Genomic DNA, 26,730 nt, shown 5'->3' on the forward strand with positions numbered 1-26,730 from the left:
ATGCTAGTTAGTAGACGAAAAGGAAATGCAGCAAATCATATTGTCAGGATCAATGGAAAACGAATCGATCTCAAAGCATTAGAGAAAGTCTTCATGCTTCACTTTCCACTAAAGGAATGTGCGCTCATCCCGAAGAAAAATCAAGAAGGAGGCCTATCGCTTGTGCTGTTTGCACAGGCGAAGGACCCTTCGTTGACAAGAGAGGATATGATGAAAGGCCCGCTTCATCCTGATGAAGTGCCAGCCGCACTCGTCCTCGTCCCTTCCTTGCCGCGAAAAGAAAGAGGAGCGGTCGATACCGAGGCGCTGCTTGCCATTGATGTACTAGATGAAGAGGAACGAAGAAAGATAGAAGAACGCACGAAAGCCATAGATGGAGTAGAGGAAGCAGCCGTTTTGATAGAGAGTCAGACAGAAAAACAAACACCCTATCATTTAGATGACCTCTTCCCAGATAGACAGCGTACAAATGGAAACGAATCGTTTTCAAAAGATGAAGTCAGCCAAACCATACAATCCTCCGTACAAGAAAAACCACCAGCCCTTGTTTATGGAGGTGATGTGATCAGAAAACCAGGTACACCAGTCACATTGACAGAGGTACTGATCCGAGCCGCCTTTATGTCACCAAATCGCGGAGTCACGTATCTCAAAGAAGGCGGTCATGAGGTGATCCAGACTTACCCGGAATTACTCACAGGAGCGGAACGTGTCCTATCTGGATTAAGGGCAGCCGGACTTTCAAACGGCGATCAAGTGCTGCTTCAATTGAAAGACCATCAAGATTTTATCACGGTATTCTGGGGCTGTATTCTCGGTGGAATCATTCCAACCCCAGTCTCTGTACCGCCTGTGTATGATGAAATGAATCAAGGTGTGAACAAGCTCAAGGGCGTGTTTCAGCTGCAAAATGAACCATTCATTATTACAAACGAAGCGAGTGCTGAGGACATTGTAGGGCTACGTAAAACGTTTGAATCAAAAGCGATTCCGATTTTAACAATCGAAACATTACTTGCCTGTGACCCAGATGAACAGCATTATGAGCCAGAGCCGGATGAGCCTGTGCTTCAGCTGCTGTCCTCAGGAAGTACGGGTGTGCCAAAGTGTATCCGGCACAACCATCAAAGCATTTTATCTAGAATCATTTCCTTTGAGCAGGCAAATGGTTTCACGCATGAGGATGTATCAATGAACTGGATGCCGCTTGATCATGTAGGGGGCATTGTCATGTTTCATGTCCATGATGTCTACCTCGGCTGCCAGCAAATTAGTCCATCCATTGATCAATTTATCGAACGGCCGATGGTGTGGCTGGATTGGGTAGAAAGATACGGTGTCACAAGGACGTGGGCGCCAAACTTTGCCTTTGCGATGATGAATGAATATGAAGACGACATTCGCAAAGGGAGCTGGGATCTCTCCACCTTGACCTATATCATGAACGCCGCCGAAGCAGTTGTTCCTAAAGTGACGCAGCGTTTCATGCACATCATGGGTGAGCACGGATTAAGCCGCCATGCGATGGTGCCGGCTTATGGCATGTCAGAAACATCATCAGCCATTGTCCAGTCAAAAGAATTCATGCGTCATGATGATCAGGGTGGACAACTGACCATTGATCAGACCTCATTAACAAGTGAGATTCAATATGTGACGCACGATCATCCGCACAAGATGACTTTTACAGAAGTCGGTGCACCAATCCCTTCTGTATGGATTCGGATTGTAGACGAGCATCACCAAGTGTTGCCAGAAGATCAAGTCGGCCGCTTGCAGGTGAAGAGTCCAACGATTATGATGGGCTACTATCAAAATGAGGAAGCCAATGAAGAAGTATTTGCGGAAAACGGCTGGTTTCATACAGGAGATTTAGGATTTATTCATGAAGGGCGCCTAGTCCTCACAGGACGGGAAAAGGATATCATCGTCATCAACGGAGCGAACTATTTGAATTACGAAATTGAAGCCGTTGTGGAAGAAGTTGAGGGGGTTGAAGTCACCTTTGCCGCTGCGTACGGCATTTACAATCCCGAATCAAGTAATGACACACTCGCTGTCTTTTTTGTCACGCAGAAGGATTCGATAGAGGATCAAATCACAATGATTCAGCAGATTAGAGAGAGCATCATTCGCAAAATGGGAATCGAACCTGACCATATCATTCCGGTGAAAAAAGACCAATTTCCGAAAACAGAAAGCGGAAAAATCCAACGTGCCCAACTAGGTGCGGCACTGAAAGATGGGGTATTTCATGACATTGAACGTGCACTTGATCTTGCTTCGGAAAATGAACAAACCCTCCCAGATTGGTTCTTTAAACGTATTTGGGTAAAAGAGAATATCGGTCCATCTCAGCCAGTCTCCACTGATCATGTACTCGTATTTGAGGATGAAAAAGGGCTTTATCAATCGCTTTATACACAATTTGAACAAATGAACCTGCCTTATGTTTCTGTGAAAAAGGGTTATGAATTTTTACGCCTGTCAAAAGGGATGTATCAGATGAACCCTCGAATTAAGGGGGATTACGTCAGGCTTGTGGCGGCGCTTGAAGCCGATGAATTAAAAATTGACCGTATGCTCCACTTGTGGAATGTATCAGACAGGGAGATGATTGCGAGCCCTGCGCAGTTCAAAGAACTGAATGCAAGCACTAGCCAATCCATTTTGTATTTGTATCAAGCATTGAGACAAGCAAATAAAGAGCCGATGCGTCTCGTTGTTGTCACAAAAGGTGGTCAATTTGTAAAACCGCAAGATGAGCTTCATGTGGAGAAAACGTCTCTTGCCGGATTATTAAAAACCATCCCGCAAGAATGGGAAGGGGCAGAAGTGTCTCACCTTGATATTGAAGCGGAGAATGTGGAACAGGATGCCAAGCATATTACGGACGAACTAGGTGCGATTCATTTGAAAGCAGAAGTGTCTTACCGGCATGGCCAGCGCCTCGTACCAAAGCTGGAAAAAGTGAATATGATGACGGCACCTCAGACAGAAGGGTTTTTAGAATATGAAGGCTTGTACTTGCTGACTGGCGGGCTTGGCGGTATTGGATTTGAACTGTCTAAGCAAATGCTCCAATTTGGCTTGAAGCTCGTGTTAATTGGACGGACATCCCTTGAAGAAGACAGAGAAAAAGAGGCGTCATTCTCACAACTGAAAGATCAGGGAGACGTTCTTTATGTACAAGCCGATGTGACGAATTTATGTGACGTCGAGCGGGCTATTTATGAAGCAGAAAAGCATTTCGGACAGTCGATCCGAGGAGCGCTTCATTTAGCCGGTGCTGGCAATGTATCTGAGCACTTTCAGCATGTGGATACGTACACACTGGCTCATACAACAGAAGAAGTTTTCGTCAAAGAACTTTCAGGGAAGGCAGATGGTGCTTGGGTGCTGCAGGAAGCTTTCAAGCATGATCCGTCAGTTCCACTCGTCTTTTTTGGATCAGTGAATGGCTTTTTTGGCGGCACCACATTTGGCGCATATTCTGCGGCAAACAGCTTTTTAGATGGACTCGCACATGCCCTTACCTATCATGAGGGAAGAAGAGCGATTTCGTTGAATTTCAGCATGTGGGATAATCTTGGTTTGTCTAAGGGACATACTGGGGCCGCGCTAACCGTTCGCAAGGGCTTTCAATTGATTGGAAAAAAACAAGGACTCCATTCATTATGTCTAGGTGTTCGGCTGAATGAAGCGCATCTATTTATTGGCCTAGATGGGGCGAATCAAGAAATCGCTGAACATCTTCAACCAGCACCAATCCCACATTTTGAAAAGAAACTGTACTATACGGTGCAATTAGGCAAAGAAGTGGGTGCTGACAAGATCACAGACATCATAGAGGGGAAATGGGACATCAGGCAAGTGGATGATATACCGAAAAAACAAGATGGCTCTATTGATCATGAAGCCCTCAAACAGTTCCATCACAAACACGCACAGCCGTTTGAAAAGCAATTGCCAGAAACGAAGACAGAGCAGGTGCTTGCGGCCATATGGGAGGATATTTTAGAGGTCGATCGTGTGTACAAAGAGGATCAATTCTTTGACCTTGGTGGACATTCATTAAAGGCCACTCAAACGATTTCTCGTATTAATCATGAGTTTTCAATAAAGGCACCGCTAAAAATATTATTTGAAAGCAAGAATCTGGCACACTTGGCACAAATGGTCGATGACATCAATGGAGCACCAACCATTCAGGAAGCCAGCATTCCAAAGCTGGAAAAACGAACAAGCTATGAGCTGTCACACGCTCAAAAGCGAATTTGGTTCTTATCTACATTAGAAAAGAGCCATCATTACAATATATTAGGTGCTTGGAAGCTGATGGGCCAATTACACATCCAAACGTTAACAAAGGCGATCGGTCTCTTAACAAAACGTCATGAAGCACTGCGCGCAACATTTCAAACCATTGGCGGCAAGCCGGTTCAAGTCATCCGTGAAGACCTTCCGCCATCAGTAACCGTTGCGAATTTCTCATTATTTAATGAAAAAACAAGAGCGAGAAGATTGGAACAGCTGATTCAGCAAGAGGCGAACCGCATCTATGACTTAGAACGGGGACCGCTTGCACAATGGACAATTGTTGATATGGGGAAAGAGGAATATTACTTGCTTTGTGCGCAGCATCATATCATTTCCGATGCATGGTCTCTCAGCCTGCTTATTCAAGAATTAGAAGTCGTGTATGGTGCGCTATTATCAGAGAGAACGCCTGAGTTACCTGCACTTGAGATTGAATGGACCGATTATGTTCATTGGGAGAATGAGCAATTAAAGAACCACCATGAGGCTCAGAGCTATTGGCTAGAAACGTTACAAGGAGAGTTGCCGGTATTAGAGCTCCCGTTTGACCGTCCTCGTCCGCCGGTTCAAACATTTAATGGGGCTACAGAGCAAATCGTGATAGATGAACCGCTTGTTCGTCGTTTACATGCCTTGTCGAGACAACAGGGGACAACACTATTTATGACGATGTTGTCAGCCTATTATGTCCTACTTCACAAGTTGTCTGGACAAACAGATGTCATTGTTGGATCGCCGATCGCTGGCCGTGATGTCGAACAATCAGAGAAGCTCGTCGGCATGTTTGTCAATACGTTGGCGCTGAGACAGGACGTTTCAAAAGCCGATACCTTTGCCGATTTACTGGCAAAGGTGAAAGAAATGACGTTAAAAGCCTTTGAGCATCAGCATTATCCATTCGACAAGCTTGTGGATGACCTTTCAATGGATAGAGACCTAAGTCGTTCACCAATTTTCCAAGTCGCCATGGGGTATGTCACTGATTCGCTGGATATCAACCTAAAAGGACTGACATCGGAACAAGTGATGGTCCATCATACCGTCTCTAAATTTGATCTCACCTTGCATGTATTTGAGCAGGAGGACAAGCTGTCTATCCATGTGGAATATAATACGGATTTATTTGAGCAAGAAACGATCCACCGTATGATGAATTATTATCTCAATTTGTTAGATGGCATGACGGCTCAGCCTGAACGGACATTTGCTGACTTTTGCGTCATGGACAAAACAGAACAGGATGCCATGATCATAGGGAAAAATCAAACTGACACGCCTTATCCAAAGCGTACGCTGCAAGAATTATTTGAAGAACAAGTGCAGCGTGATCCGCACCGGATTGCTGTATCCTATATGGAAGAGCATATGACATATCAAGATTTAGACGAGAAGGCGACAAAACTGGCTGCCTATTTACAGTCAAAAGGTGTTGGACCAGGTTCACTTGTCCCAATGCTGTTTGATCGTTCGTTTGACATGATGGTCTCAGTTCTAGGGATCGTCAAGTCGGGTGCTGCTTATGTACCGATGTCACCTGAGTATCCAGATGCCCGCATCGGTCTGATCGTTCGCGATACACAAAGCGATATCATCTTAACCCAGTCGCATCTGATCAATCGTTTAGACGATCTGAGCGGCACAAAGATTGAAATGGACAAGCCGTTACCAGAAACAGGCGCAGTGTATCAAAGGGAAAAATCGATTGTAGGAGAAGACCAGCTTGCCTATGTTAACTACACTTCAGGCTCAACAGGCACACCAAAAGGCGTGATGCTTCCTCATGCAGGAGTGGTCCGCTTAGTGAAAGAAACAAACTATATTGAGCTTGGTTCAGAAGATAAAATGCTTCAGCTGTCTAACTATGCATTTGATGCCTTTACCTTTGAATTATGGGGAATGCTGCTCAATGGCGGTCAGCTGGTTCTGATCCCGAAATATGCTGCTCTGAATATGGACGAATTAACTCGTTTAATCAAAACGCATCAAGTCACAGCCAACTGTTTGCCAACTGCATTATTCAACCGGCTGATTGAGCATGATCCAAAAAGTGTGGCTGGATACCGTACATTACTTGTTGGCGGAGAAGCCATGTCTAGTGAGCATGCACGAAAGGCATTGCCACATATGAAGGGGGTGCTGATCAATGCTTACGGTCCAACAGAAAACACAACATTAGCGACCACTTATCAAGTCACACACGTACCCGAGGATGCAAGATCAGTGCCAATCGGTGTGCCAGTCGCCAACTCAACGGTTGTCATACTTGATGATGACCTCAATCCAGTACCTACAGGCGTCAAAGGAGAAATCTATATCGGCGGAACAGGGCTGGCAAAAGGATATCTGCATGACCCAGAGCGCACACAGGAGCGGTTTATTGACAATCCATTCCCGGCATTAAAAGGGGACAAACTGTATCGTTCCGGTGACCTAGGGAAATGGCGGTCTGATGGCAGTATTGAATACCTTGGCCGAAAAGACAACTTGGTCAAAATTAGAGGCTACCGAATTGAATGTGGAGAAATTGAGACAGCCCTGCTCAAACATCCACAAGTAAAAGAATGTACCGTCATTGCTAAAACGTACGGCAGCTCAAAACGGTTGGCAGCCTACCTTGTCACAGATGGGGGAGAGCCTGTTCCCGGATGGAAAGCATTTTTACAGGAAAGCCTGCCAGGCTATATGATTCCAAGTTACTTTATCGTACTTGACGCAATTCCTGTCACAACAAATGGGAAGGTCGATCAAAAAGCATTGCCGGAGCCGACAGACGCAGTCTCTTCCTCACATGAAGACGATCAACCGGCAACAGAAACACAGCAGCTGATTGTGACAGCTTTCAGTGAAGTGCTTGGTGTCAAACGAGTAGGAATTCATGATTCATTCTTTGATTTAGGTGGAGATTCCATTATGAGTATTCAAGCCGTTGCCAAATTAAAAGAAAAAGGTGTCCGTGTTGATCCGAAATGGATTTTCATGCACCCAGCGCCAGCGCAGTTAGCGGCATATTTGGACACAGTGCCAGAAACAGGCGAGCCTGTCGAAAGAGCGCCGAAAGACTATGTGATCGAGTTGAAAAAAGGGGATCCGGCTGAACCGAGAATTTTCTTTGCACCGCCTGCTGGTGGAACGGTGATGGGGTATATCGATGTGGCCAAGCTCATGACACATGAAGGAGCTGTTTACGCCTTGCAGTCTCCAGGCTTGTATGAGGATGAAGAACCACAATTCCTTCATTATACAGAGCTTGTCACCATTTTTATTGAAGCCATTGAGACATTCTATCGACCAGGCATTGATTATTTGGCAGGGCATTCCATGGGCGGACATCTTGCTTACGGAATGAATCAGAGACTCTGTCATGCAGGAAAAGCGCCAAAAGGATTGATCATTTTAGATACGGTTCCGGTATTAAGAGATGAGGCAGATCAAGCGCTTCATGCCGATATGAACGAAGAAGAAGTGAAAATGCTGGCCCTCGTCCTGGGTATGGGGAACCTCGTCGGCATCAAACCAGAAGCATTACAAGGGCTCAGCTTCCAAGAAGTGAAGCAGAAAATCCTCAAAGAAGCAGAAAAGGATGAAGTCGTTCATCAATTTATGAATGATCACTATTTAGATAAATACTTGCAAATGCAGACTCATAATACCATCATGTCACAAGCCATTGAATTAGAAAAAGACCCATTCTCTGTGCCGTTTTATATTATACAAAGCAGCGATCACGCCACAGATTTCCAGAAGAAATTTGCCGATTGGGAAGCTTACACGAGAGAAACGTGCTCGTATTATCAAATAAAAGGCGACCATGTGACCATGATGAAAAGACCGCAGGCAGATCAACTTGCGCAGATTCTTGAAACGATCGTAAAGGGGTAAGGACGTATGAACCAATTATTTAAAACCTTTGAAAAAAAATCAGATCTCATTCAGCTTATTTGTTTTCCTTTTGCAGGCGGATATTCCGCCTCTTACCGTCCGCTCTTTGAACAGCTGAAGGACACGGCCGAAGTGACAGCAGCAGAGCCTCCGGGTCATGGAACGAACCTCATGCCGCTTGAAACAAGCATTGACCGGCTGGCTGAATTGTATAAAGAAGAACTGACAGGCAAATTAAACCGTCCATTTATTTTGTTCGGACATTCCATGGGCGGACTTGTGGTGTACAGGCTGACTCAGCTGCTAGAAAAGGAAGGCATCGATCCGGCAGCAGTTGTCATTTCTGCCATTCAGCCACCGCAAACAAAAAGACAAATATTGACCCATTTATCGAATGAAGCATTTGTTCAGCATATCGCTGAAATGGGCGGGATTCCAAAAGAATTGTTAGAGAACAAACCAATGATGGATTACTTTACACCATCCTTACGTGCCGACTATCAAGCATTAGAATCCTTCCAGCACACAGACAAAACAATCATTGAATCACCCGTTTATTTATTGAACGGAAAGCAAGATAAGAAATGCATGGAAGACGCAGACGGCTGGCTAACATGGGCAAACGCCATCGAACGCACTGATTTCGAAGGAGGCCACATGTATATCAACACACATCTCGAGCAGTTCGCAGAACATATGAGGCATGTCATTGAGCAGACAACAAAAAGGCAATTCATCAGCCAATAAAAGAAAACAACGGCCCCGTCAAACGAGGGCCGTTTTCTTTATGAATTCCCCTTCCTCACCACATTCCCGCCAATCACTCCGCCAATGACGAGCACAGCCCCGATGATGTGAAGCATATCAATCGTTTCATGTAAAATAAGGACGCCAGCGGCAATGGTAATGAAAGCAGAAAGATTGTTAAAGATACTCACCTTTGCTGCTTCAAGGTGGGAAAGAGCATAGTTTGATAAATACGCTGTGAGCAGTGATGAGAGAATGCCTAAAAAGAGCATAGACCATACAAAGGATGGCTGCGTAAACGGACTGAAAAACTGCGGTAGTGTAGCATTTACCGAGTGCCGAATGAGAGCAGCAGCATTAAAGAAGACAAATCCAAAGAATGTCATCACGAAAGTCAGTTCAATGACATGGAATCGCCGTGTCATCACCCTGGCAAATACGCTATAGGCACTGGATGATAAGGCTGAAAGTAAGATCAGCACATAACCAATGAGATGAGAATGTTTCACATCAATTCCCTTCACCACAAAGAGGAGCATCACCCCGGACACAGAAAGAATGGTAAACAGCACTTGAATCGAGGTAGGACGTTCCTTTAAACACCATGCTGCAAGCACCATTGTCAAAATAGGGATGGTCGCCTGAATAATGCCGGCCTCTGATGAAGAGGTAAACATCAGCCCCCACACTTGAAATGCAAAAAACAACACAGGATAAAGCAAGGAAAATGGCACAATGTAAATGAGATCACGCCATTGAATGGAAAAACGGTACTTTTTTCGTAAAAATGGAAATAACAAAAGAGCGGCTGCGAAAGAAACAGTAAATCGGTGTGCCAATACATCAATTGGATTCGCTGATGCTAAGGCCACTTTGACAAACAAGAATGAAAAACCAATAATACAGGCGTATGCGATCGAAGCAGCATACGCTTTTTGTTTTGACATATCCATCAGAATTCTCCTTACACGAGCATGCATGCTTCAGTTGAATTGACCGGTTCTGTCTTTTTATCGTAAACGGATCAAGTAAGGTGTACAATAAGAGTTATTGATATCTGTACCGGTACAAGGAGGGTAGTACTGTGAGGAAATATGATCAGCTTGTGTTGAATATAAAAAACAAAATCGAGAGCGGTGAATACAATGCTGGAATGAAAATTCCATCCATTCGTCACTTAGCGGCTCAATATGCTGTGAGCAAAAGCACTGTCATAAAAGCACTAGACACATTAGAGCGTGAACACTTGCTGTACTCTGTAGAAAGAAGTGGCTATTTTGTCGTGAAAACCAATCAGTCAGCCGTTAAGAAGGGCAGCACATGGATTGATTTTGCTTCCTCTGCGCCTGATCCCATTGTATTTCCATATGTCGATTTTCAGCACTGCATCAATCAAGCGATTGATCTGTATCAAAATGATTTATTTATCTATGGCACCACCAATGGATTACCATCTTTACTGCCAATCATTTCAAAGCGTTTAACGGATTATCAAGTGTTTGCCTCTCCAGAACAGATCGTCATGACTTCTGGTATTCAGCTGGCTTTATCGATTTTAAGCACCATCCCGTTTCCAAATGGAAAACAGACCATATTGGTCGAACAGCCAGGCTATCACCTATTCCTCCAATACTTAGAGAAAAACCAGCTGCCTGTCCGGGGGATTCAGCGGACGGAAAACGGACTCGACCTTCAGGAATTGGAGCGTATCTTCCGAGAGGAGGATATTCGCTTTTTCTATACGATGCCAAGGTTTCAAAACCCGCTTGGAACGAGTCTGTCGAAACAAGAAAAAATAGCGATTGCAGCCCTTGCCGAAGCATATGATGTCTACATCGTTGAAGACGATTATTTGGCTGATTTAGAATTCGATACAAAAAGAGACCCGATCTATTCATATGATCAGGCGGGGAAGGTCATTTATTTAAAAAGCTTCTCAAAAATCATTTTTCCGGGGCTTAGAACAGGTGCTGTCGTCTTACCAAACGAGCTGATTGGCCCCTTTAGTGAACATAAACGGCTTATTGATATCGACAGCTCGATGCTCTCGCAGGCTGCTTTAGAAATTTATTTGAAAAGCGGGATGTTTGAGCGTCATAGAGAAAGGATGCAGGCGACCTATAGAGGTCGATCCAAACAACTTGTGGCCTGTTTGAAAAATGATCAAGGCGCTTATGAGCTGGGAGAAGAGGAGCCAGCTACTCATACCCACGTTCGTGTCGACCGGTCCATTCCGATGAATCAGCTCATTCAGCAGCTAAAAAAGGCTTCTGTGATGGTTCAGCTGATCGACCGCCATTTCATTTCTACTTATCAAAAGGAGCCTATACTTCAGCTGAACATTTGGCATGTAAAAGAAGAGGAAATCGCACGAGGCGTCGATTTGCTAAAGTCATCACTTCAACAAATCACACGTTATTAAGGCGAGACAGCATGTTCTCACAAGTGAGTTTCTCGACATGCTCAGCCGCAGCGGGTTTTCTTGTACAAACCGCCATTTGGTAGGCAGGATCAAGTGAATATGTTTGGACAACGCAAGGGGCTTCGTGATCAGGTAATCTCAAAGTAGCCTGGCCATCCTTTGACAAGCGAGCGGTAAAGGATGAGAGACCATAGGATATTCCCTTCCCTGTCAGCTTGATAAAAGCCTCCTTCATGGACCATAAATGAAAGAAATAGGCTTCCTGCCGTTCTGCCGGCTGTGAGAGTAAATCTTGATATTCGTCAGCTGAAAAAAATCGTTTGGCAATGGCTAAATCAATCGGTTTAATCTCTTCAATATCAATGCCAACAGGCGCATCATCTACTGCGCCCACGACCCAATCACCAGAGTGAGAAAGATTAAAATGAAAAGAAGGAATTTGCCGGACAACAGGCTTTCCATTCCCTTCTGTTTCAAAAATGATCTGTTCCATAGGCAGTGCGTACATCTCATGAATGATGTGACGAATCAGTACCTCACCTAAAAGCGTTCTTCTTGCATCGATCAAAAAACGAAAGCGCTCAGCGGCGGCGCGTTTTTCAAATGACACAAAAGGCTTCAGCTGTTCTATTTGTTTTCGTGCATTTTTATCATCTAAAGGTTGTAATTGAATAGCGAAAATCTTCATAACGGACCTCAATTTTTTACATTTATTGTACCATTGGATGAACCTCTGCAAAAGAGAAACAGACATCCTGTTCAATGAAAGCACAAAATGACAGGAAGGTGCGGGCGGTTCTCGATATAGTGGAAGAGGAAGGAGAGGGAAAAATGATTCACTTGATCATGGATAGTATCAATTATATGGAAGAGAGGCTGGATCAGCCTTTGCAGATCGAAGAAGTGGCAGAGGCCGCCTGTATGTCTAAATTTCATTATCAGCGGCTATTCCATATGCTGACGGGAATTGCAGTAGCAGAATATATTCGCAAAAGACGATTAACCCTTGCGGCAGAAGAATTCATGACCAAGCAAGTGAAAGTCATTGATGCGGCGGTGAAGTATGGCTATGAAACCCCAGAGTCGTTTGCGAAAGCCTTCAAGCGGCATCACGGATATACACCGGCAGCAGTGAAAACAGGCGAGTATACAGTGAAAGCCTACCCCCGTCTCTCCTTCGAACTACAAATAAAAGGAGTTGAACCGATGCATTATCGAATTGTGGAAAAGGATTCATTTTCAATCATGGGCAGAAGACTAAAGACAACAACAAAGAATAGCCAAAACAAACAGGATATTCCCGCCTTTTGGAAGCGTGTCAATCAAGAAGGATGGACGGATTCACTGGCTCATGCAGCTGGAGAACTCGGATATATCGGTGTATGTGCGCATTTTGATGAAACGCTTGAAACATTTGACTATATCATTGGGATTGAGCAAGGTGAGGAAGAACCAGATTCGACCATGACAGTCGAGCAGATTCCGGCCAGTACATGGGCTGTATTTCAGGCAAAGGGGCCTGTCGAAACCGCTGTGCATTCAACATGGACACGTATTTTCACAGAATGGTTTCCTGCCTCAGGATATGAGCATGCTGGGGGAATGGAGATGGAAACGTACCCTTTAGATGGAGAGATACATTCTCCAGATCATGTGACATTGATTTGGATTCCAATCCGTAAACAATCATAAAAAAGGCAGCGTATCTCGCTGCTTTTTATCCTTGTTTGAGGACGTGAACACCGTTTGGATCGGTCGTATTCATCCCATGAGAATCCATCATCTTCACTTCAAGTAAAGAGAGACGTTCTCCTTTTTTCCAATGAATAGGTTGTGTCAAACCGTCCAGCAACTGATCGACCGCAGGTGTATGAGTCAAATCAGGTACTGCGATCGTCATCTCGGCAATTGCTTCTTCACCAGTTTCAATCACATCTGTCCGCCGCTGCAATTCAAGCCTTAAGCGCATCGGTGTAGAAAGAAACGTTCTTCGCTCCCCGGTCTGGATTGCCCAGTTTCTCTTTTGCGCTTGTACCAGCAGCTGATCATATTCATCATCAGTCACTAGAAAGCCGATGTGATCAAAAAGGACTTTTTTACTATAACCAAATGTGATATTGATCTGTCCCTTTCTCATCTCAATGATTCGGAAAGAGGGCTTCTTCTCTCTAAAATCATCCCATGTCTGCGGAGGAGGAAAGGAACCTTCCTTTGCGAAACGACCCTTTACTTCAAAGCCTAATGAAGTGTACGCCTGCTCCGTCTCCTCAACAAATGGTGTCCAGTAATGATAATGGAAAAGCTGCATCAGAGGATCATCTCCTGTTTTAAGAATATTTCGTCTATTTAGTTTAGCACAAAACAAGCCATTCTTTTAGTAGAATGGCTTGTTCTTATCGGGTAAGGGTTTGAACAGGTTTCTCCGCTGTTTTTGTAATGAGCAGCTGCAAGAGCCGTGTCGATTGTGGCAATGAAAAGCGAAGGACGAGTCCAGTAAAGATGGCCGTCAGAATCGTTCCAATGCCAATCGGGCCGCCGAGCATCCATGCAAATAGAAGCACGGTTAACTCAATACCATTTCGAACCCACTGTACGTTCAGCCCCGTTTTTGCTGAGATGAGCAGCATTAATGAATCTCTTGGCCCAGCGCCAAGATTAGCTGAGACATAAATGCCAACGCCATACCCAGACACAATCACGCCCGTAATAAATACATATAAAGCAGGTAAATACCCATGTGGTGCAGGTAATACTGCATTAAAGAAATCAATAAACACGCCAATCAGCACCATATTGAGAAGGGCGCCGATCTTTGGAAAAGATTTCGTGAAAACAGATGTCAGTGTCACAATGAGTGCACCAATAATGATCGACCATTGTCCAATGGTTAAACCAAAATGCTGAAACAGTCCATAATGAAAAGCGTCCCACGGACCAATGCCAAGGATCTTTCCCTTCACTGTCAGCGATAGTCCAAAAGCAAGTACAATCAATCCAACAAAATAAAAAAACCAACGTAAAAGATGTTCCCGCTTCAAAAGCTTTCCCTTCTTTCTTAAACACTCGATTTCAATCGTAACATACTCGCACGCCCCTTTAAATGGCTTTGCTCAATTGTAATCGCTTACTCGATAAAAAGAATTTTTTCCATAAAAAGAGCAGAGAACATCAAATTTTGGAGCAAGACTTTTGCCTTGTTTTTTTTAACAAAGTGAACCAATAATTAACAATTTTTATGAAAATAAGAAAAAAATTCAATATAAAATGACAAAAAAACAACCTTTATCCAATTAAAGAATATTCAAGATAAATTAGAATAGATTGTATGTAAATTGCGCCGTTAGGCCTGTTTTTATTGATAGATAAAATATTTAATACACGATAAAAAAACTTGTTTTATTGGAAAAAACATAGATGGATCAGATGTCGAAAGCTGTATATGACAAAAGGGCTATTTTTGTCGAAAATAGTCTTTTAGTCATGTTGAGGGTTCTGAAATGTTACTGATATTCTTTACCAAAGTGTGGGAGGTGAACTGGTACATACCATTATGATTTAGAGCAGGGAAAAGGGGATGTCAAAAAATGAACATATTAAAAAGAACGAGTCAATTATTTCTAATATTGGTGCTGATTGCTGGGAATTTATTAACAGTTTCGCCACCTGTTACGAAAGCCGCTGGGACAGTGGTTGTCAATAACGCAGATTCCTACATGATTGGAAATGGGAAGTTAGTTCTTTATCAGCTTGATGGGCAAAATCCAACAAACGTAAAGGCTAGTGTACAGGTGAAGGGAATTAATTCGACTGTAGTGAACGGTGTTGCTGTGAATGATCAAGAAAACACTGTGTATGCAACTACGACAGCAAGTGGAGAGCCAGTTCTTTATAAAATAAATGCGACCACTGGACAAGCAGAGCGTGTAGGTGTTTTAGGCGGAAGAGCGCCTAATGCCGTTGTTTATAACGGTAAATATATTCATTCGTATGCGGTTGATGGAGAACCCTACCTTGCAACGTACGACTTAGCAACTGGTCAAAAAACGTCCAAGAAAATTGTCGGTTATGACGTTGGCCCTGGCATTGGCGGAGACATTGGCGGAGACCTTGTCGTCGATAAGGATGGCTATCTTTGGTTCGCATCTAATACCAGTGGGTCCATTGCGCAAATGAATCCTGAAACAGCTGAAGTCATTCGAGTGATTCCAATCACAAATGCAGATGGTAAACCGATTGAGGGAGGAGTACGAGGAATTAGCTTTTTGCCCAATGGACAAATGCTATTACAATCAGGAAAAGATGACTCTATTGGTCATTCTACTCTTTTTACACTTGATGCGAAAACATTAAGTACAACATATATGGGCACTGTAGGTGATTCATTATCTTACGACTTAGCTTCAAGGGTGAAACCTGAATTCGATCCATATCCTCCTAACCTTGAATCAGAAAAATCTGTTACTTTACAGAAAAAAGCAGAAGGCAACACAGATGAAAAGCATCCAGAAGTAGGCGACACTTTGCTTTATACAATTAGAGCAAAAAATACGGTGCAATTCGGCATTCTTAAAAATCTGATCATATCAGATAATCTTCCGAGCAGCTTAACCTATGTTTCTGGATCTCTTAAGGTAGATGGCACAAGCGTAACAGATGCAAAGGATCAAGACAAAGGTGATTTTACAAACGGTACTGTGACAGGTCAAATAGGTGATGTGAAAGACACCGATTGGCACACTGTGACATTTGAAGCGAAAGTAGCAAAAGGGCAAGCTGGTAAAGATATTCAAAATACAGCGAATGTCAAAGGGGAAAACACACCGCCAGACAATCCAACAACAAACATAGAAATTTATCCTCGTGATCCGAAGCTTGAATCAGAAAAATCAGCGGTCTTACAGAAAAAAGCAGATGGGAATACAGATGAGAAACACCCAGAAGTAGGGGACACATTGCTGTATACCATTCAAGCCCGTAACGCTATTGAAGATAGTGTAATAGAAGACCTTGTGATTTCTGACAAGTTACCTCAAGGATTATCTTATGTACCAAATTCACTTCAGGTAGATGGAAATCCGGTCACAGATGTAAAAGATGACGACAACGGTGATATGACAGATGGAACTGTCACTGGAACGTTCGGTGAAGTGAAAGATACGAAATGGCATACCGTGACGTTTGAAGTCACAGTTGAAAAAGGCCAGGCAGGCAAAGATATTCAAAATACAGCGAGTGTCACAACCGGCAACACACCGCCAGACGAGCCGACAACGAATGTAGAGATCTATCCTCGTGACCCAAAGCTGACTTCTGAAAAATCAGCGGTCTTGCAGAAAAAAGCAGATGGCAATACAGATGAGAAGCATCCAGAGGTCGGTGATACACTTCTTTATACGATTAAAACAAAGAATACGATAGAAGACAGTCTCGTTGAAAATTTAGTGATCTCAGACGAACTGCCGGAAGGATTAGCGTATGTGCCGGATTCACTTCAAGTGGATGGAGAGGCAGTCACTGACGCAAAGGATGACGATAACGGAGACTTCACAGATGGTACCATATCAGGACAATTTGGTGACATTCAAGATACAGATTGGCATACTGTGACATTTGAAGTGACGGTTGAAAAAGGACAATCTGGCAAAGACATTCAAAATACAGCGAGTGTCACAGGTGAAAACACACCACCAGACGATCCGACAACAAAAACAGAAATCTATCCTCGTGATCCAAAGCTAGAATCAGAAAAATCAGCGGTCTTGCAGAAAAAAGCTGAAGGTAACAAAGATGAGAAGCATCCAGAAGTAGGAGATACCCTGCTTTATACAATTAAAACAAAGAACACGATAGAAGACAGCCTTGTGGAAAATCTAGTGATCTCAGATCAATTACCAAAAGGGCTGACGTATGTCGCTGGGTCTCTTGAAATTGATGGAGAATCTGTCACAGATGTGAAAGACGACGATAGCGGAGACTACACAGATGGAAAGGTCACAGGTTATTTTGGTGATGTGAAGGACACGGACTGGCATACCGTGACGTTTGAAGTGACAGTTGAAAAGGGACAGGCTGGTCAAGACATTCAAAACACTGCCGAAGTAACAGGTGAAAACACACCGCCAGATGATCCAACAACGAAAACAGAAATTTATCCTCGTGAACCAAAACTAGCATCAGAAAAGACAGCGAGCATTCAGAAAAAAGCAGAAGGGAACACAGATGAAAAAACACCACAGGTAGGCGATACCCTTCTGTATACGATCAAAACAAAGAATCTTGAAGAGGACAGCATCGTCGAAAATCTCGTGATTTCAGATCAACTGCCAGAAGGTCTTGAATATGTCGAAGGATCATTAAAAGTAGATGACCAAGCCGTCACAGATGCAAAAGATGACGATAACGGAGATTACACAAAAGGCACAGTGACCGGACAATTTGGTGATATCAAAGACACGGACTGGCATACTGTGACGTTTGAGGCGAAAGTAGCCAAAGGACAAGCAGGTAAAAGCATTCAAAACACAGCGAAAGTAACAGGCGAAAACACGCCGCCAGATGAGCCGACAACCGAAACAAACATTGATCCAAGAGATCCAAAGCTTGAATCAGAAAAAACATCTGAGATTGCTCAAAAAGCAGAAGGCAATACAAATGAAAAACAAGTTCAGGTAGGCGACACCCTTCTTTACACCATCAAAACAAAAAATAGTGTAGAAGACAGTGTCATCAAAGATCTAGTCATCGCAGATCAACTGCCAGAAGGTCTTGAATATGTCGAAGGGTCATTAAAAGTAGATGACCAAGCCGTCACAGATGCAAAAGATGACGACAACGGAGACTACACAAAAGGCACAGTGACCGGTCAATTTGGCGATATCAAAGATACGGACTGGCATACAGTGACGTTTGAAGCAAAGGTCGCAAAAGGCCAATCAGGTAAAACCATTCAAAACACAGCAAAAGTAACAGGCGAAAACACACCGCCAGATGAGCCGACCACCGAAACAAACATTGATCCAAGAGATCCAAAGCTTGAATCAGAAAAAACATCTGAGATTGCTCAAAAAGCAGAAGGCAATACAAATGAAAAACAAGTCCAAGTAGGCGACACTCTCCTTTACACCATCAAAACAAAAAATAGTGTAGAAGACAGTGTCATCAAAGACTTAGTGATCGCAGATCAATTGCCAGAAGGTCTTGAATACGTCGAAGGTTCACTAAAAGTAGATGGACAAGCTGTCACAGATGCAAAAGATGACGACAACGGAGACTACACAAAAGGCACAGTCACCGGACAATTTGGTGATATCAAAGACACGGACTGGCATACGGTGACTTTTGAAGCGAAGGTCGCGAAAGGATCTGAAGGTAAAACCATTCAAAATATCGCAGTTGTGAAGGGTGATAATGTTGACGAACCAGACAAACCTGGAAACTCAACAACGGTAGTACCGCCGCATGTGCCAGAGGTGCCAGCAAATCCAGAGCAGCCTTCTCATTCAGAACCGGATACACCTGGTCATCATCTTCCGAACACTGCAACAGAGATGTACAACCTTTTACTAGCAGGATTTGCACTTGTACTAATAGGTGCATCCCTTATTGTATGGAAAAGAAGAAAAAGAAACGGATAATCGTCCATGTTTCAAAAAATCATCTCAGCTCTATTGATTACAGCAGGTATTTGTCTTGTGATTGTAGGATATATGAAAATCTTTGATGGACAAAGACAAGTAGATCAATCATTCCAGTCAGCGCAAGCAGCCATCCAGCAAAAGGGGAAAATGGATTCCTCTTTTGTGCCGGAGGCTGGTGAAACCATTGGGCTCTTGCACATTCCAAAGTTAAACGCTGAGTTACCAATTGTAGAAGGAACAGCGGCGGAGGATTTGGCAAAGGGAGTTGGTCATTATCACGAGAGCTATTTTCCTAACGAACAGGGACAAATCGTTTTATCTGGGCATCGTGATACTGTGTTTAGACGAACAGGAGAACTTGTGAAAGGGGATCAACTTGTCATAGAGCTTTCATACGGTCGATTCACCTATGAAATTGAGAAAACAAAGATTGTGAAAAAAGATGATCAAAGTATTATTACACTACAACAGGAAAAGGAAGAACTTGTCCTCACCACATGTTATCCTTTTTCTTTCATTGGTCCTGAGCCAAACAGATATATTATATATGGGAAGCGTGTTTAGCCACTGGATCAGCCTGCAGCTCATTCTTTCATTAACCGATTAGAGCGCTTAATCCCTTGATAAACAGGGAATCTTCTATATCATATCTAGAGATGCAGGGGGGGTCAATTTGTTAAATAAAGAAGATGTAAAGTATATAGATAACGTTGGAAGAATTGTCCTGCCGACAGATATAAGAAAACGGTTGAAAATTCATCCACAAGATTTTATTGAAATCTATCAAGAAGAAAGTCACATTGTGATAAAGCCTTATTGGCAGGATAAACCTTGTATCGTTACAGGGCAAGTCACCTGTTCCAATAAGGCGCTGTCAGGCGGTGTAGTTGTCAGCCCAGAGGGAGCGAGACTGCTCCTGCAAGATTTACTAGCGCTGCGGCTGCAAAAAGAGATATAAAAAAAGGCTGTTCTCACATGATGAGAACAGCCTTTTTGATCATACTGGATTCAAAATTCGATTTAAGAATTGTTTTGTTCGTTCTTCCTTTGGTCGTTTGAAGATTTCTTCAGGAGGACCTTGTTCAACGATGACGCCGCCATCAATAAAAATCACTTCGTCCGCCACTTCTTGGGCAAACTTGATTTCATGTGTGACAACCGCCATCGTCCAGCCTTCTTTCGCTAGATCCTTCATGACCTTTAAGACTTCTCCGACAAGCTCAGGATCAAGCGCAGAGGTTGGTTCATCAAAAAGCATAAGCTCTGGCTGAATGGCAAGTGCACGGGCAATGCCGACACGCTGCTTTTGACCGCCTGACAGCTGGAAGGGATACAAATCTTTTTTATCCTCAAGTCCTACCTTTTGCAGAAGCTGAATCGCTTCTTTTCGCACCGCTTCTTTCGGACGGCGCTGGACTTGGACTGGACCTTCCATCACATTCTCAAGAACAGTGCGATGTGGGAACAGATGATAATCTTGAAACACCATGCCTGACTTCCGGCGAAGCTTGAGTAAATCAGCTTGTTTATTTTTTTTAGAAAAATCAATCGAGAAATCATCGAAGGTAAAGGAGCCGGCATTTGGAATTTCAAGTGCATTTAAACAGCGAAGCATCGTTGTTTTTCCTGAACCTGATGGACCAAGAATCGCCACAACCTGCCCTTTGTTGATCGTAAAATCAATCGACTTTAAAATCTCATTTTCACCAAAGGATTTGTTTAAGCCTTTGACTGTTAGCATGTCGTTCCCTCCTTACCTTGCGACATATCGATCAAGTCGTTTTTCAATTTGGTGTTGAACGAGCGATAGAATGAAGCAGAATACCCAATAGATCAGGGCTGCTTCCATATAAATAAATAAAATTTGATCCAAGTTCGCCGCAGCAATTTCTTGTGATTTACGGAACATCTCTGCCACGAGGATTTGGGAGGCAAGCGATGTATCTTTCACCAAACTGATGAATGAATTAGACAGCGGCGGAATCGATACACGCACTGCCTGCGGTAAAATCACGCGGACGAGCGTTTTGCGATGGGTCATCCCAATCGAATACCCCGCTTCCCATTGTCCTTTTGGAACAGATAGGACGGATGCACGAATAATTTCCGAAGCATACGCACCTACGTTTAAAGAAAAAGCGATGATAGCACTTGGATATGGATCAAGTGTGATATTAAATGTCGGAAAGAAATAGAAAATAATAAACAATTGCACAAAAAGCGGCGTTCCGCGAACAGCCGACACATAGATAGAAAAAATCCATCTGAGCGCTTTGATTTTAGACATTCTAGCAAGAGCTGTCACAAGCGCGATAAAAAGACCAATGATAAAGGCAATGATGGCGAGGGGAATTGTATAATAAATTCCCTGCATCACCATTGGCCAAAAAGATTGCTGAAGAAGATCCCACGGAATGACGACTCCGAGGATATTATTTTGTAACATCTTCACCAAACCATTTCTTAGAAATCTTAGCGAGTGTACCATCTTTCTTCATTTCTTTTAGTGCGCCATTCACTTTGTCAACGACTTCGCCGCTGCCTTTTCTGAAGGCAAAATACGTTTCTTGTGGATCTCCTGTTTCAAATGCAACTTTTAGGTTTTTGTTACCGCTTGTTTTCAAGTAATTCAAGACAGCCAATTTGTCATTGAACGTCAAATCAGCACGCCCTTGCTGAATCAATTGAATGGATTGTGCAAGACCTTCAACCCCTTCAATTTTAGCGCCAGCATCTGTAGCTAATTTGTTGTAGTTACTTGTTAATGATTGTGCTGCTTTTTTGCCTTTCACATCAGAAAGTTTCTTGATGTCATTGTTATCTGATTTTGTCACAACAATGGCTTGAGATGTTGTGTATTTATCAGAGAAATCATATTGATTTTCACGTCCAGTTTTACCAACTTGGTTCGCTACCACATCAAAACGTTTTGAATTCAGACCAGCAAACATGCTGTCCCATTGTGTTTCTTTGAATTCTGGTTTTAAGTCAAGACGTTTTGCGACTTCTGTGATGACCTCGACATCATAGCCAGTTAATTTATCTGTCTTTTTGTCATGGAAGGTGAAAGGAGCATATGTACCTTCTGTACCGATGGTTAATACGCCTTTATCCTGAATGGACTTCCAAAGGTCACCTGATTCCTTAGACCCAGATTGTTTATTTGCGCTGTCGTTTGCAGCTGATCCACATGCTGTGATCAATGCAACACAAGCGCCTAAAATAATGGCAAAGAACATTTTTTTCATTTTATTCCCCACTTTTCTTGTTGGTATTTACAACATATGATCTTACAGAGAAGCAACCTAAAAGTAAAGCATTTGAAACTAGCTTGAGCGAATCTCACCAACTTTATGCCTTGAACTGGTTGAACGGATAAACGATAGAACTATACCCAAAACAAAAGGTGGATAAAACCAAATGCATTCTCAAAGGATGATGAAGAGAGTTCGATTGATGAGAATGTGAGATAGACCACTTAATGGTAAAATGTGCTATGATTTTCACATCAAAAGAAGTCTATGTGGGTGTTGATCAGTCGACTTAAATGACTTTTTAAAGTACACGATCCCCCAGTGAACAAACGGAATAAAAGGGAAGTGTGATCATTTGCATACATTGAAACAAAAACCTGTCATGATTTTAGTACACGAAATATATGGAATAAATGATCATATGAAGAGTATGATCGATCATTTTGACAAAGCTGGTTTTGAGGTTTATTGTCCTCATTTATTAGGACAGGCTAAACACTTCCCTTATGCCAGTGAGAATGAGGCATATGACTACTTTATGAATAAAGTTGGTTTTGATGAATCGGTAAAGATCGTATTGAATGTGGCAAAAGAGTTAAAAACGAAAAATGCAGAGAGAGACATATGTCTGATAGGTTTTAGTGTGGGGGCAACAATTGCTTGGCAATGCAGCCAATATGATCAGTTGTTTACCGGTGTCATTGGATTTTATGGTTCACGGATAAGAGATTTTCTCGATATGACGCCTACCTGCAATACGCTGTTATTTTTCCCGGAAGTTGAAGCTTCTTTTAACCCTCGGGAGGTTGCGAATGTTTTGGAGAAAAAGGAAAAGCTATGCGTGAAAATAGTAAAGGGGCAGCATGGGTTCGCCAATCCAGATTCTACGACTTTTCACGCTGAATCTAAAAATCGCTGCTTTCAAGAAATAGATGGTTTTATCAAAGAGTGTCTACAAAAGAAAAATGACTCATGACTGTTTGAAATGAGACTCGAATAGAGGGAAATGAAACCAGTGTGTCATGTAAGTTTGCATGCTGGTTTTTTCGTGCAATTCTCTTGGATATAAGGCATCCTATCAAATGATCAGAATGACCGTATAGTTGTGCGAACATTACTAAAATAAAGACTTTGTAACAGTGACGATAGAAGGAAGCATATTTATTATAAAAGATGTATAATTAGTAGGTTGTTTTGAAAATGGAATAATCACATGGAGACATGTTTTGATAACAGAACATCTTAGAAGAAGGAGGGCATCATTGTGGATGTTGGACAAAATCAGCCCGAACAATTGAAAAGGGCGATGACCTCCCGCCATTTATTTATGATTTCTCTTGGCGGTGTCATTGGGACAGGCTTTTTTCTTGGAACAGGCTATACGATTGGACAAGCAGGGCCAGTTGGAGCCGTTCTTTCCTATATAGTGGGCGGATTGATTATGTATTTAACCATGCTGTGTCTTGGAGAGCTGTCAGTCGCGCTTCCTGTGTCGGGGTCGTTTCATACGTATGCGACGAAATTTGTGAGTCCTGCAGCAGGATTTGCTGTTGGTTGGATTTATTGGCTTGGCTGGGCGGCAACGGTCGCCCTTGAGTTCTTATCAGCAGGACAGCTGATGAGGCGCTGGCTCCCGCAAGTGGATGTGTGGATTTGGTGTCTCATATTCGGACTCTGTCTTTTCTTATTAAATGCCCGGTCAGCGAAAGCGTTCGGGGAGTCGGAGTTTTTCTTTTCCACCATTAAGATTATTGCGATTTTACTCTTTATTGGCGTAGGCGGAGCGGCGATGTTTGGGTTTATTGATACAACGAGCGGTGAACCCGCCCCTTACTTCAGTCATTTTGTGAATGACGGGCTGTTTCCAAATGGCCTGCTTGCTGTTGTGGTTACGATGATAACAGTAAATTTTTCGTTTCAAGGAACAGAGCTGATCGGGATTGCGGCAGGAGAAAGTGAAAACCCTGAGAAAACCGTTCCCCGTTCGATCCATCAGACCGTATGGCGTACACTCGTCTTTTTCGTCTTATCTATTTTCGTTTTAGCTGGTATGGTGCCTTGGAAGGAAGCTAGTGTGCTGCAAAGCCCATTTGTTACTGTGTTTGAGAGAACGGGCATTCCTTTTGCGGCAGACATCATGAACTTTGTCATTATCATTGCTTTATTATCTGTTGCGAACTCTGGCTTGTATGCATCGACGAGAATGCTGTATTCCTTATCAAAGGAAGGAATGGCAGGAAAAGCATTTAGACGCGTCAATCAGCGCGGTATTCCGATGAATGCCTTACTGCTCACCTTCCTGTTTACAGGGATTTCGCTGTTATCCGGGTTCTTTGCAGAGAAAACGGTATTTGCCTGGATCGTGTCCATTGCCGGCATGAGTGCCCAGACAGGCTGGATCACAATTACATTATCACAGCTGCTTTTCCGTAGAAAATATTTGAAAGCAGGCGGAAAGCTGGAAAACTTAAAATTTAAAACTCCTCTTTATCCGGTGCTGCCGATCATTGCAATTACACTGAATACCATCGTATTGGTCAGCCTTGCCTTTGATCAAGAGCAGCGAATCGGGCTATATGTCGGCGTACCGCTCATGATCATTGGATATATTGTCTATCATCGCTATGTGAAAAAGCATCAGGCACAAAGTGAGCCGCTGAAGCTGCAAATCCATGGAGAAGACGAGATTCGGTTTTAAAATCAAAAAACACTAAATGTAAGAATATAAGATATTTTAAAACACCTCTGATATCAATCTGAAGGTGTTTTTTTCTTGAAGTGATTCTGGAACTTCTCATATCAATAGAAGGACTATTTAACTGAGCTGTAGTTCTCAACTAACAATAAAAGTTAGTTAATATCCTGCCGTTTAAAATCTTGTTGTTCAAAATGTTGGCGCTTATTCTGATATCCTACGTTATTATTACCCCAAAGGTTTTCGTAATCCCATCCTGTTAGCGCTTTCAAAACACTTCTTGTTTCATCATCAGCCTGTTCCATTGAACCATTATTCTTTAACCTATTAATTTCATTAATCATAATGGAATGGGTTTTCTTAGATAATTTAAATCTAAATGAAATAACTAAACTAATACCGACTAGCCCTACAGTTCCGAAAAACAGAATACCTACAATCCCATTTATTGCTGTCGTAGACTGTGTCGTCGCGCTTGCAACGAATCCACTTTCCTGTAAAATAACTCCTACCAAAAATGTGGCTAAAGCTGTAGTACTTTTGCGTGTAAAAGTCATAATACCTGCAAATATTCCTTCTCTTCTTTTACGAGTGACCATTTCATCTACATCAGGAATGAAAGTGTAAATATTCCATGGTATATAATATAATCCACTCTTTCCGATGCCTAAGATAACAGAGAAAGCATACAGCGCTATAATCATATAAGTAGGTTGTGTGAAGTATAAAAATATATAACCGCTGATACATGTAATAATAGCAATATAAGATATTTTCAAAGATGGCGCAGGACCTATTTTAATCACGAGCCAACCAAACAATATTGTACATACCATTTGAAGTAATGAACCAATAGATAATAAATCGGCTGCCAGCACTGCATCTTTATTTAAAGAAAACACAACAAAGTAGACAAAGACAGCGTTTAAAATATCCATGGCCGTAAACGAACAAATATACATCGTGAGGTGCTGACGGAAACTTCTTATTCTAAAAGTAGATGTTAAGTCAATGATGACTTTTTTTATGGATTCTATAGCAGGTACTTTTTCTACACCATCAGGTTCTATCATGTCTTCTTCTATTTTACGTTCCCATGTTGTTCTATGTGTAATTAATAATGCAGCCATAAAAATAAAGGTGAAGATAATCCCATTGTAAAGAAAAACTTGAGGTGAATCTTTTCCGAATATTTCGAATAATCTGCCTGGAATAAAGGTAGCTAAAAATGTTCCTAGTCCTGAATAGATTAATCTGATTGTTGAGAGCTTGGTCCGAGCATTAAAATCATTCGTCATTTCAGCTCCAAGTGTTTCAAATGGAATTAATACCATTGCTGCAAGGAATTCTAACAAAATATAAACCGTTAAATAGTACCAGTAATTCATATCAGAAATCCAAAGAAGAGAATAAATAACCATTAAAGGGCTTCCAACTAGCAAAAAGAACCTGCGTCTTCCAAATTTTTTCCCAAGTTTTGTACGACCAAAATTATCAGTGATATGGCCCATAATTGGGCTTGCTATCGCATCAATAATACGTGCAATTGCAATAATAGATCCTGCTTCAACAGGGGTAAGGCCGCAGTATGTAATGAAAAAATATAACATCCATGCGCCTATTATAGCGAATGCTCCCCCTCCAAATAAATCCATTGTTCCATAACCAATATAATTTTTGAGTGTTAGTTTCCTGTTCTCAGTCTGCATTCTTATGTCTCCTTTCCAAGCCTACTTATAAATTTAAAAAACAGATAAAATAAAGATGTATGACAAG

The 26,730-nt window shown here is 42.5% G+C and carries 17 protein-coding genes; 9 read left to right on the forward strand and 8 right to left on the reverse strand.

Annotated elements, in window-relative coordinates; genetic code table 11:
• Complete coding sequence (locus tag NST24_RS02045; protein ID WP_342462242.1) at positions 1-8,199, forward strand: amino acid adenylation domain-containing protein; 8,199 nt, start codon at positions 1-3, stop codon at positions 8,197-8,199.
• 6 nt (positions 8,200-8,205) lie between these two features.
• Positions 8,206-8,946 (forward strand): alpha/beta fold hydrolase, encoded by a 741-nt coding sequence (locus NST24_RS02050; protein ID WP_045035152.1) that lies wholly within the window; start codon positions 8,206-8,208, stop codon positions 8,944-8,946.
• Between the two features lie 38 nt (positions 8,947-8,984).
• Here NST24_RS02050 and NST24_RS02055 read toward each other — a convergent pair whose 3' ends face one another.
• The gene (locus NST24_RS02055) at positions 8,985-9,899 is read right to left on the reverse strand and encodes a DMT family transporter (protein WP_342462243.1); all 915 of its coding nucleotides are present in this window, start codon (positions 9,897-9,899) and stop codon (positions 8,985-8,987) included.
• Between the two features lie 131 nt (positions 9,900-10,030).
• On the opposite strand from NST24_RS02055, the gene NST24_RS02060 reads away from it, so the two are divergent.
• Positions 10,031-11,368 (forward strand): PLP-dependent aminotransferase family protein, encoded by a 1,338-nt coding sequence (locus tag NST24_RS02060; protein ID WP_342462244.1) that lies wholly within the window; start codon positions 10,031-10,033, stop codon positions 11,366-11,368.
• Here the strand turns inward: NST24_RS02060 and NST24_RS02065 are convergent.
• Positions 11,355-12,056 (reverse strand): 4'-phosphopantetheinyl transferase superfamily protein, encoded by a 702-nt coding sequence (locus NST24_RS02065; RefSeq protein ID WP_251211022.1) that lies wholly within the window; start codon positions 12,054-12,056, stop codon positions 11,355-11,357. The genes NST24_RS02060 and NST24_RS02065 overlap by 14 nt on opposite strands.
• A gap of 143 nt (positions 12,057-12,199) precedes the next feature.
• Here NST24_RS02065 and NST24_RS02070 point away from each other — a divergent pair, with 143 nt between their 5' ends.
• Complete coding sequence (locus NST24_RS02070; RefSeq protein ID WP_017358534.1) at positions 12,200-13,060, forward strand: GyrI-like domain-containing protein; 861 nt, start codon at positions 12,200-12,202, stop codon at positions 13,058-13,060.
• A 25-nt stretch (positions 13,061-13,085) separates the two neighbouring features.
• Here NST24_RS02070 and NST24_RS02075 read toward each other — a convergent pair whose 3' ends face one another.
• Positions 13,086-13,676 carry a hypothetical protein gene (locus NST24_RS02075; protein WP_041508242.1) on the reverse strand — a complete coding sequence of 197 codons (591 nt, stop codon included), beginning with the start codon at positions 13,674-13,676 and terminating at the stop codon, positions 13,086-13,088.
• An 85-nt stretch (positions 13,677-13,761) separates the two neighbouring features.
• Positions 13,762-14,406, reverse strand: a complete 645-nt coding sequence (locus NST24_RS02080; RefSeq protein WP_007498187.1) for a YitT family protein — start codon at positions 14,404-14,406, stop codon at positions 13,762-13,764.
• 546 nt (positions 14,407-14,952) lie between these two features.
• On the opposite strand from NST24_RS02080, the gene NST24_RS02085 reads away from it, so the two are divergent.
• The 3 genes from NST24_RS02085 (at position 14,953) to NST24_RS02095 (ending at position 19,963) form a co-directional block, all read left to right on the forward strand.
• The gene (locus NST24_RS02085) at positions 14,953-19,002 is read left to right on the forward strand and encodes an isopeptide-forming domain-containing fimbrial protein (RefSeq protein ID WP_342462245.1); all 4,050 of its coding nucleotides are present in this window, start codon (positions 14,953-14,955) and stop codon (positions 19,000-19,002) included.
• A gap of 6 nt (positions 19,003-19,008) precedes the next feature.
• Positions 19,009-19,569, forward strand: a complete 561-nt coding sequence (locus NST24_RS02090; protein WP_342462246.1) for a class D sortase — start codon at positions 19,009-19,011, stop codon at positions 19,567-19,569.
• Between the two features lie 109 nt (positions 19,570-19,678).
• On the forward strand, positions 19,679-19,963 hold the full coding sequence (locus NST24_RS02095; RefSeq protein WP_041508244.1) for an AbrB/MazE/SpoVT family DNA-binding domain-containing protein: 285 nt from the start codon (positions 19,679-19,681) through the stop codon (positions 19,961-19,963).
• A gap of 39 nt (positions 19,964-20,002) precedes the next feature.
• Here NST24_RS02095 and NST24_RS02100 read toward each other — a convergent pair whose 3' ends face one another.
• From NST24_RS02100 to tcyA, 3 genes are read right to left on the reverse strand one after another with little or no spacing between them, the layout of a single operon-like run.
• Positions 20,003-20,746, reverse strand: coding sequence for an amino acid ABC transporter ATP-binding protein (locus tag NST24_RS02100; RefSeq protein ID WP_007498183.1), 744 nt, complete (start codon positions 20,744-20,746; stop codon positions 20,003-20,005).
• Positions 20,747-20,758: 12 nt separating this feature from the next.
• Positions 20,759-21,451 (reverse strand): amino acid ABC transporter permease, encoded by a 693-nt coding sequence (locus NST24_RS02105; RefSeq protein WP_008347286.1) that lies wholly within the window; start codon positions 21,449-21,451, stop codon positions 20,759-20,761.
• A complete protein-coding gene (gene tcyA / locus NST24_RS02110; protein WP_007498178.1) occupies positions 21,438-22,253 on the reverse strand; it encodes a cystine ABC transporter substrate-binding lipoprotein TcyA in 816 nt (271 codons plus the stop codon). The genes NST24_RS02105 and tcyA overlap by 14 nt, the downstream gene beginning before the upstream one ends.
• Positions 22,254-22,614: 361 nt before the next feature.
• On the opposite strand from tcyA, the gene NST24_RS02115 reads away from it, so the two are divergent.
• Together NST24_RS02115 and NST24_RS02120 are read left to right on the forward strand one after the other, a co-directional pair.
• Positions 22,615-23,235: a dienelactone hydrolase family protein gene (locus tag NST24_RS02115; RefSeq protein ID WP_135010135.1), complete on the forward strand. Its 621-nt coding sequence runs from the start codon at positions 22,615-22,617 to the stop codon at positions 23,233-23,235.
• Between the two features lie 330 nt (positions 23,236-23,565).
• The gene (locus NST24_RS02120) at positions 23,566-24,957 is read left to right on the forward strand and encodes an amino acid permease (RefSeq protein ID WP_342462624.1); all 1,392 of its coding nucleotides are present in this window, start codon (positions 23,566-23,568) and stop codon (positions 24,955-24,957) included.
• A gap of 152 nt (positions 24,958-25,109) precedes the next feature.
• On the opposite strand, the gene NST24_RS02125 is transcribed toward NST24_RS02120, so the two are convergent.
• Positions 25,110-26,663: an MFS transporter gene (locus NST24_RS02125; protein ID WP_342462247.1), complete on the reverse strand. Its 1,554-nt coding sequence runs from the start codon at positions 26,661-26,663 to the stop codon at positions 25,110-25,112.
• Positions 26,664-26,730: the final 67 nt, after the last annotated feature.

Origin of the sequence: Bacillus sp. FSL R5-0286, assembly GCF_038593245.1 — a bacterium.
Classification (GTDB): Bacteria; Bacillota; Bacilli; order Bacillales; family Bacillaceae; genus Bacillus; species Bacillus altitudinis.

Coding starts and splice junctions, on each gene's coding strand:
- NST24_RS02045 (WP_342462242.1), top strand. CDS start 1: ATGCTAGTTAGTAGACGAAAAGGAAATGCAGCAAATCATATTGTCAGG.
- NST24_RS02050 (WP_045035152.1), top strand. CDS start 8,206: ATGAACCAATTATTTAAAACCTTTGAAAAAAAATCAGATCTCATTCAG.
- NST24_RS02055 (WP_342462243.1), bottom strand. CDS start 9,899: ATGGATATGTCAAAACAAAAAGCGTATGCTGCTTCGATCGCATACGCC.
- NST24_RS02065 (WP_251211022.1), bottom strand. CDS start 12,056: ATGAAGATTTTCGCTATTCAATTACAACCTTTAGATGATAAAAATGCA.
- NST24_RS02070 (WP_017358534.1), top strand. CDS start 12,200: ATGATTCACTTGATCATGGATAGTATCAATTATATGGAAGAGAGGCTG.
- NST24_RS02075 (WP_041508242.1), bottom strand. CDS start 13,676: ATGCAGCTTTTCCATTATCATTACTGGACACCATTTGTTGAGGAGACG.
- NST24_RS02085 (WP_342462245.1), top strand. CDS start 14,953: ATGAACATATTAAAAAGAACGAGTCAATTATTTCTAATATTGGTGCTG.
- NST24_RS02090 (WP_342462246.1), top strand. CDS start 19,009: ATGTTTCAAAAAATCATCTCAGCTCTATTGATTACAGCAGGTATTTGT.
- NST24_RS02100 (WP_007498183.1), bottom strand. CDS start 20,746: ATGCTAACAGTCAAAGGCTTAAACAAATCCTTTGGTGAAAATGAGATT.
- NST24_RS02105 (WP_008347286.1), bottom strand. CDS start 21,451: ATGTTACAAAATAATATCCTCGGAGTCGTCATTCCGTGGGATCTTCTT.
- tcyA (WP_007498178.1), bottom strand. CDS start 22,253: ATGAAAAAAATGTTCTTTGCCATTATTTTAGGCGCTTGTGTTGCATTG.
- NST24_RS02120 (WP_342462624.1), top strand. CDS start 23,566: ATGACCTCCCGCCATTTATTTATGATTTCTCTTGGCGGTGTCATTGGG.
- NST24_RS02125 (WP_342462247.1), bottom strand. CDS start 26,663: ATGCAGACTGAGAACAGGAAACTAACACTCAAAAATTATATTGGTTAT.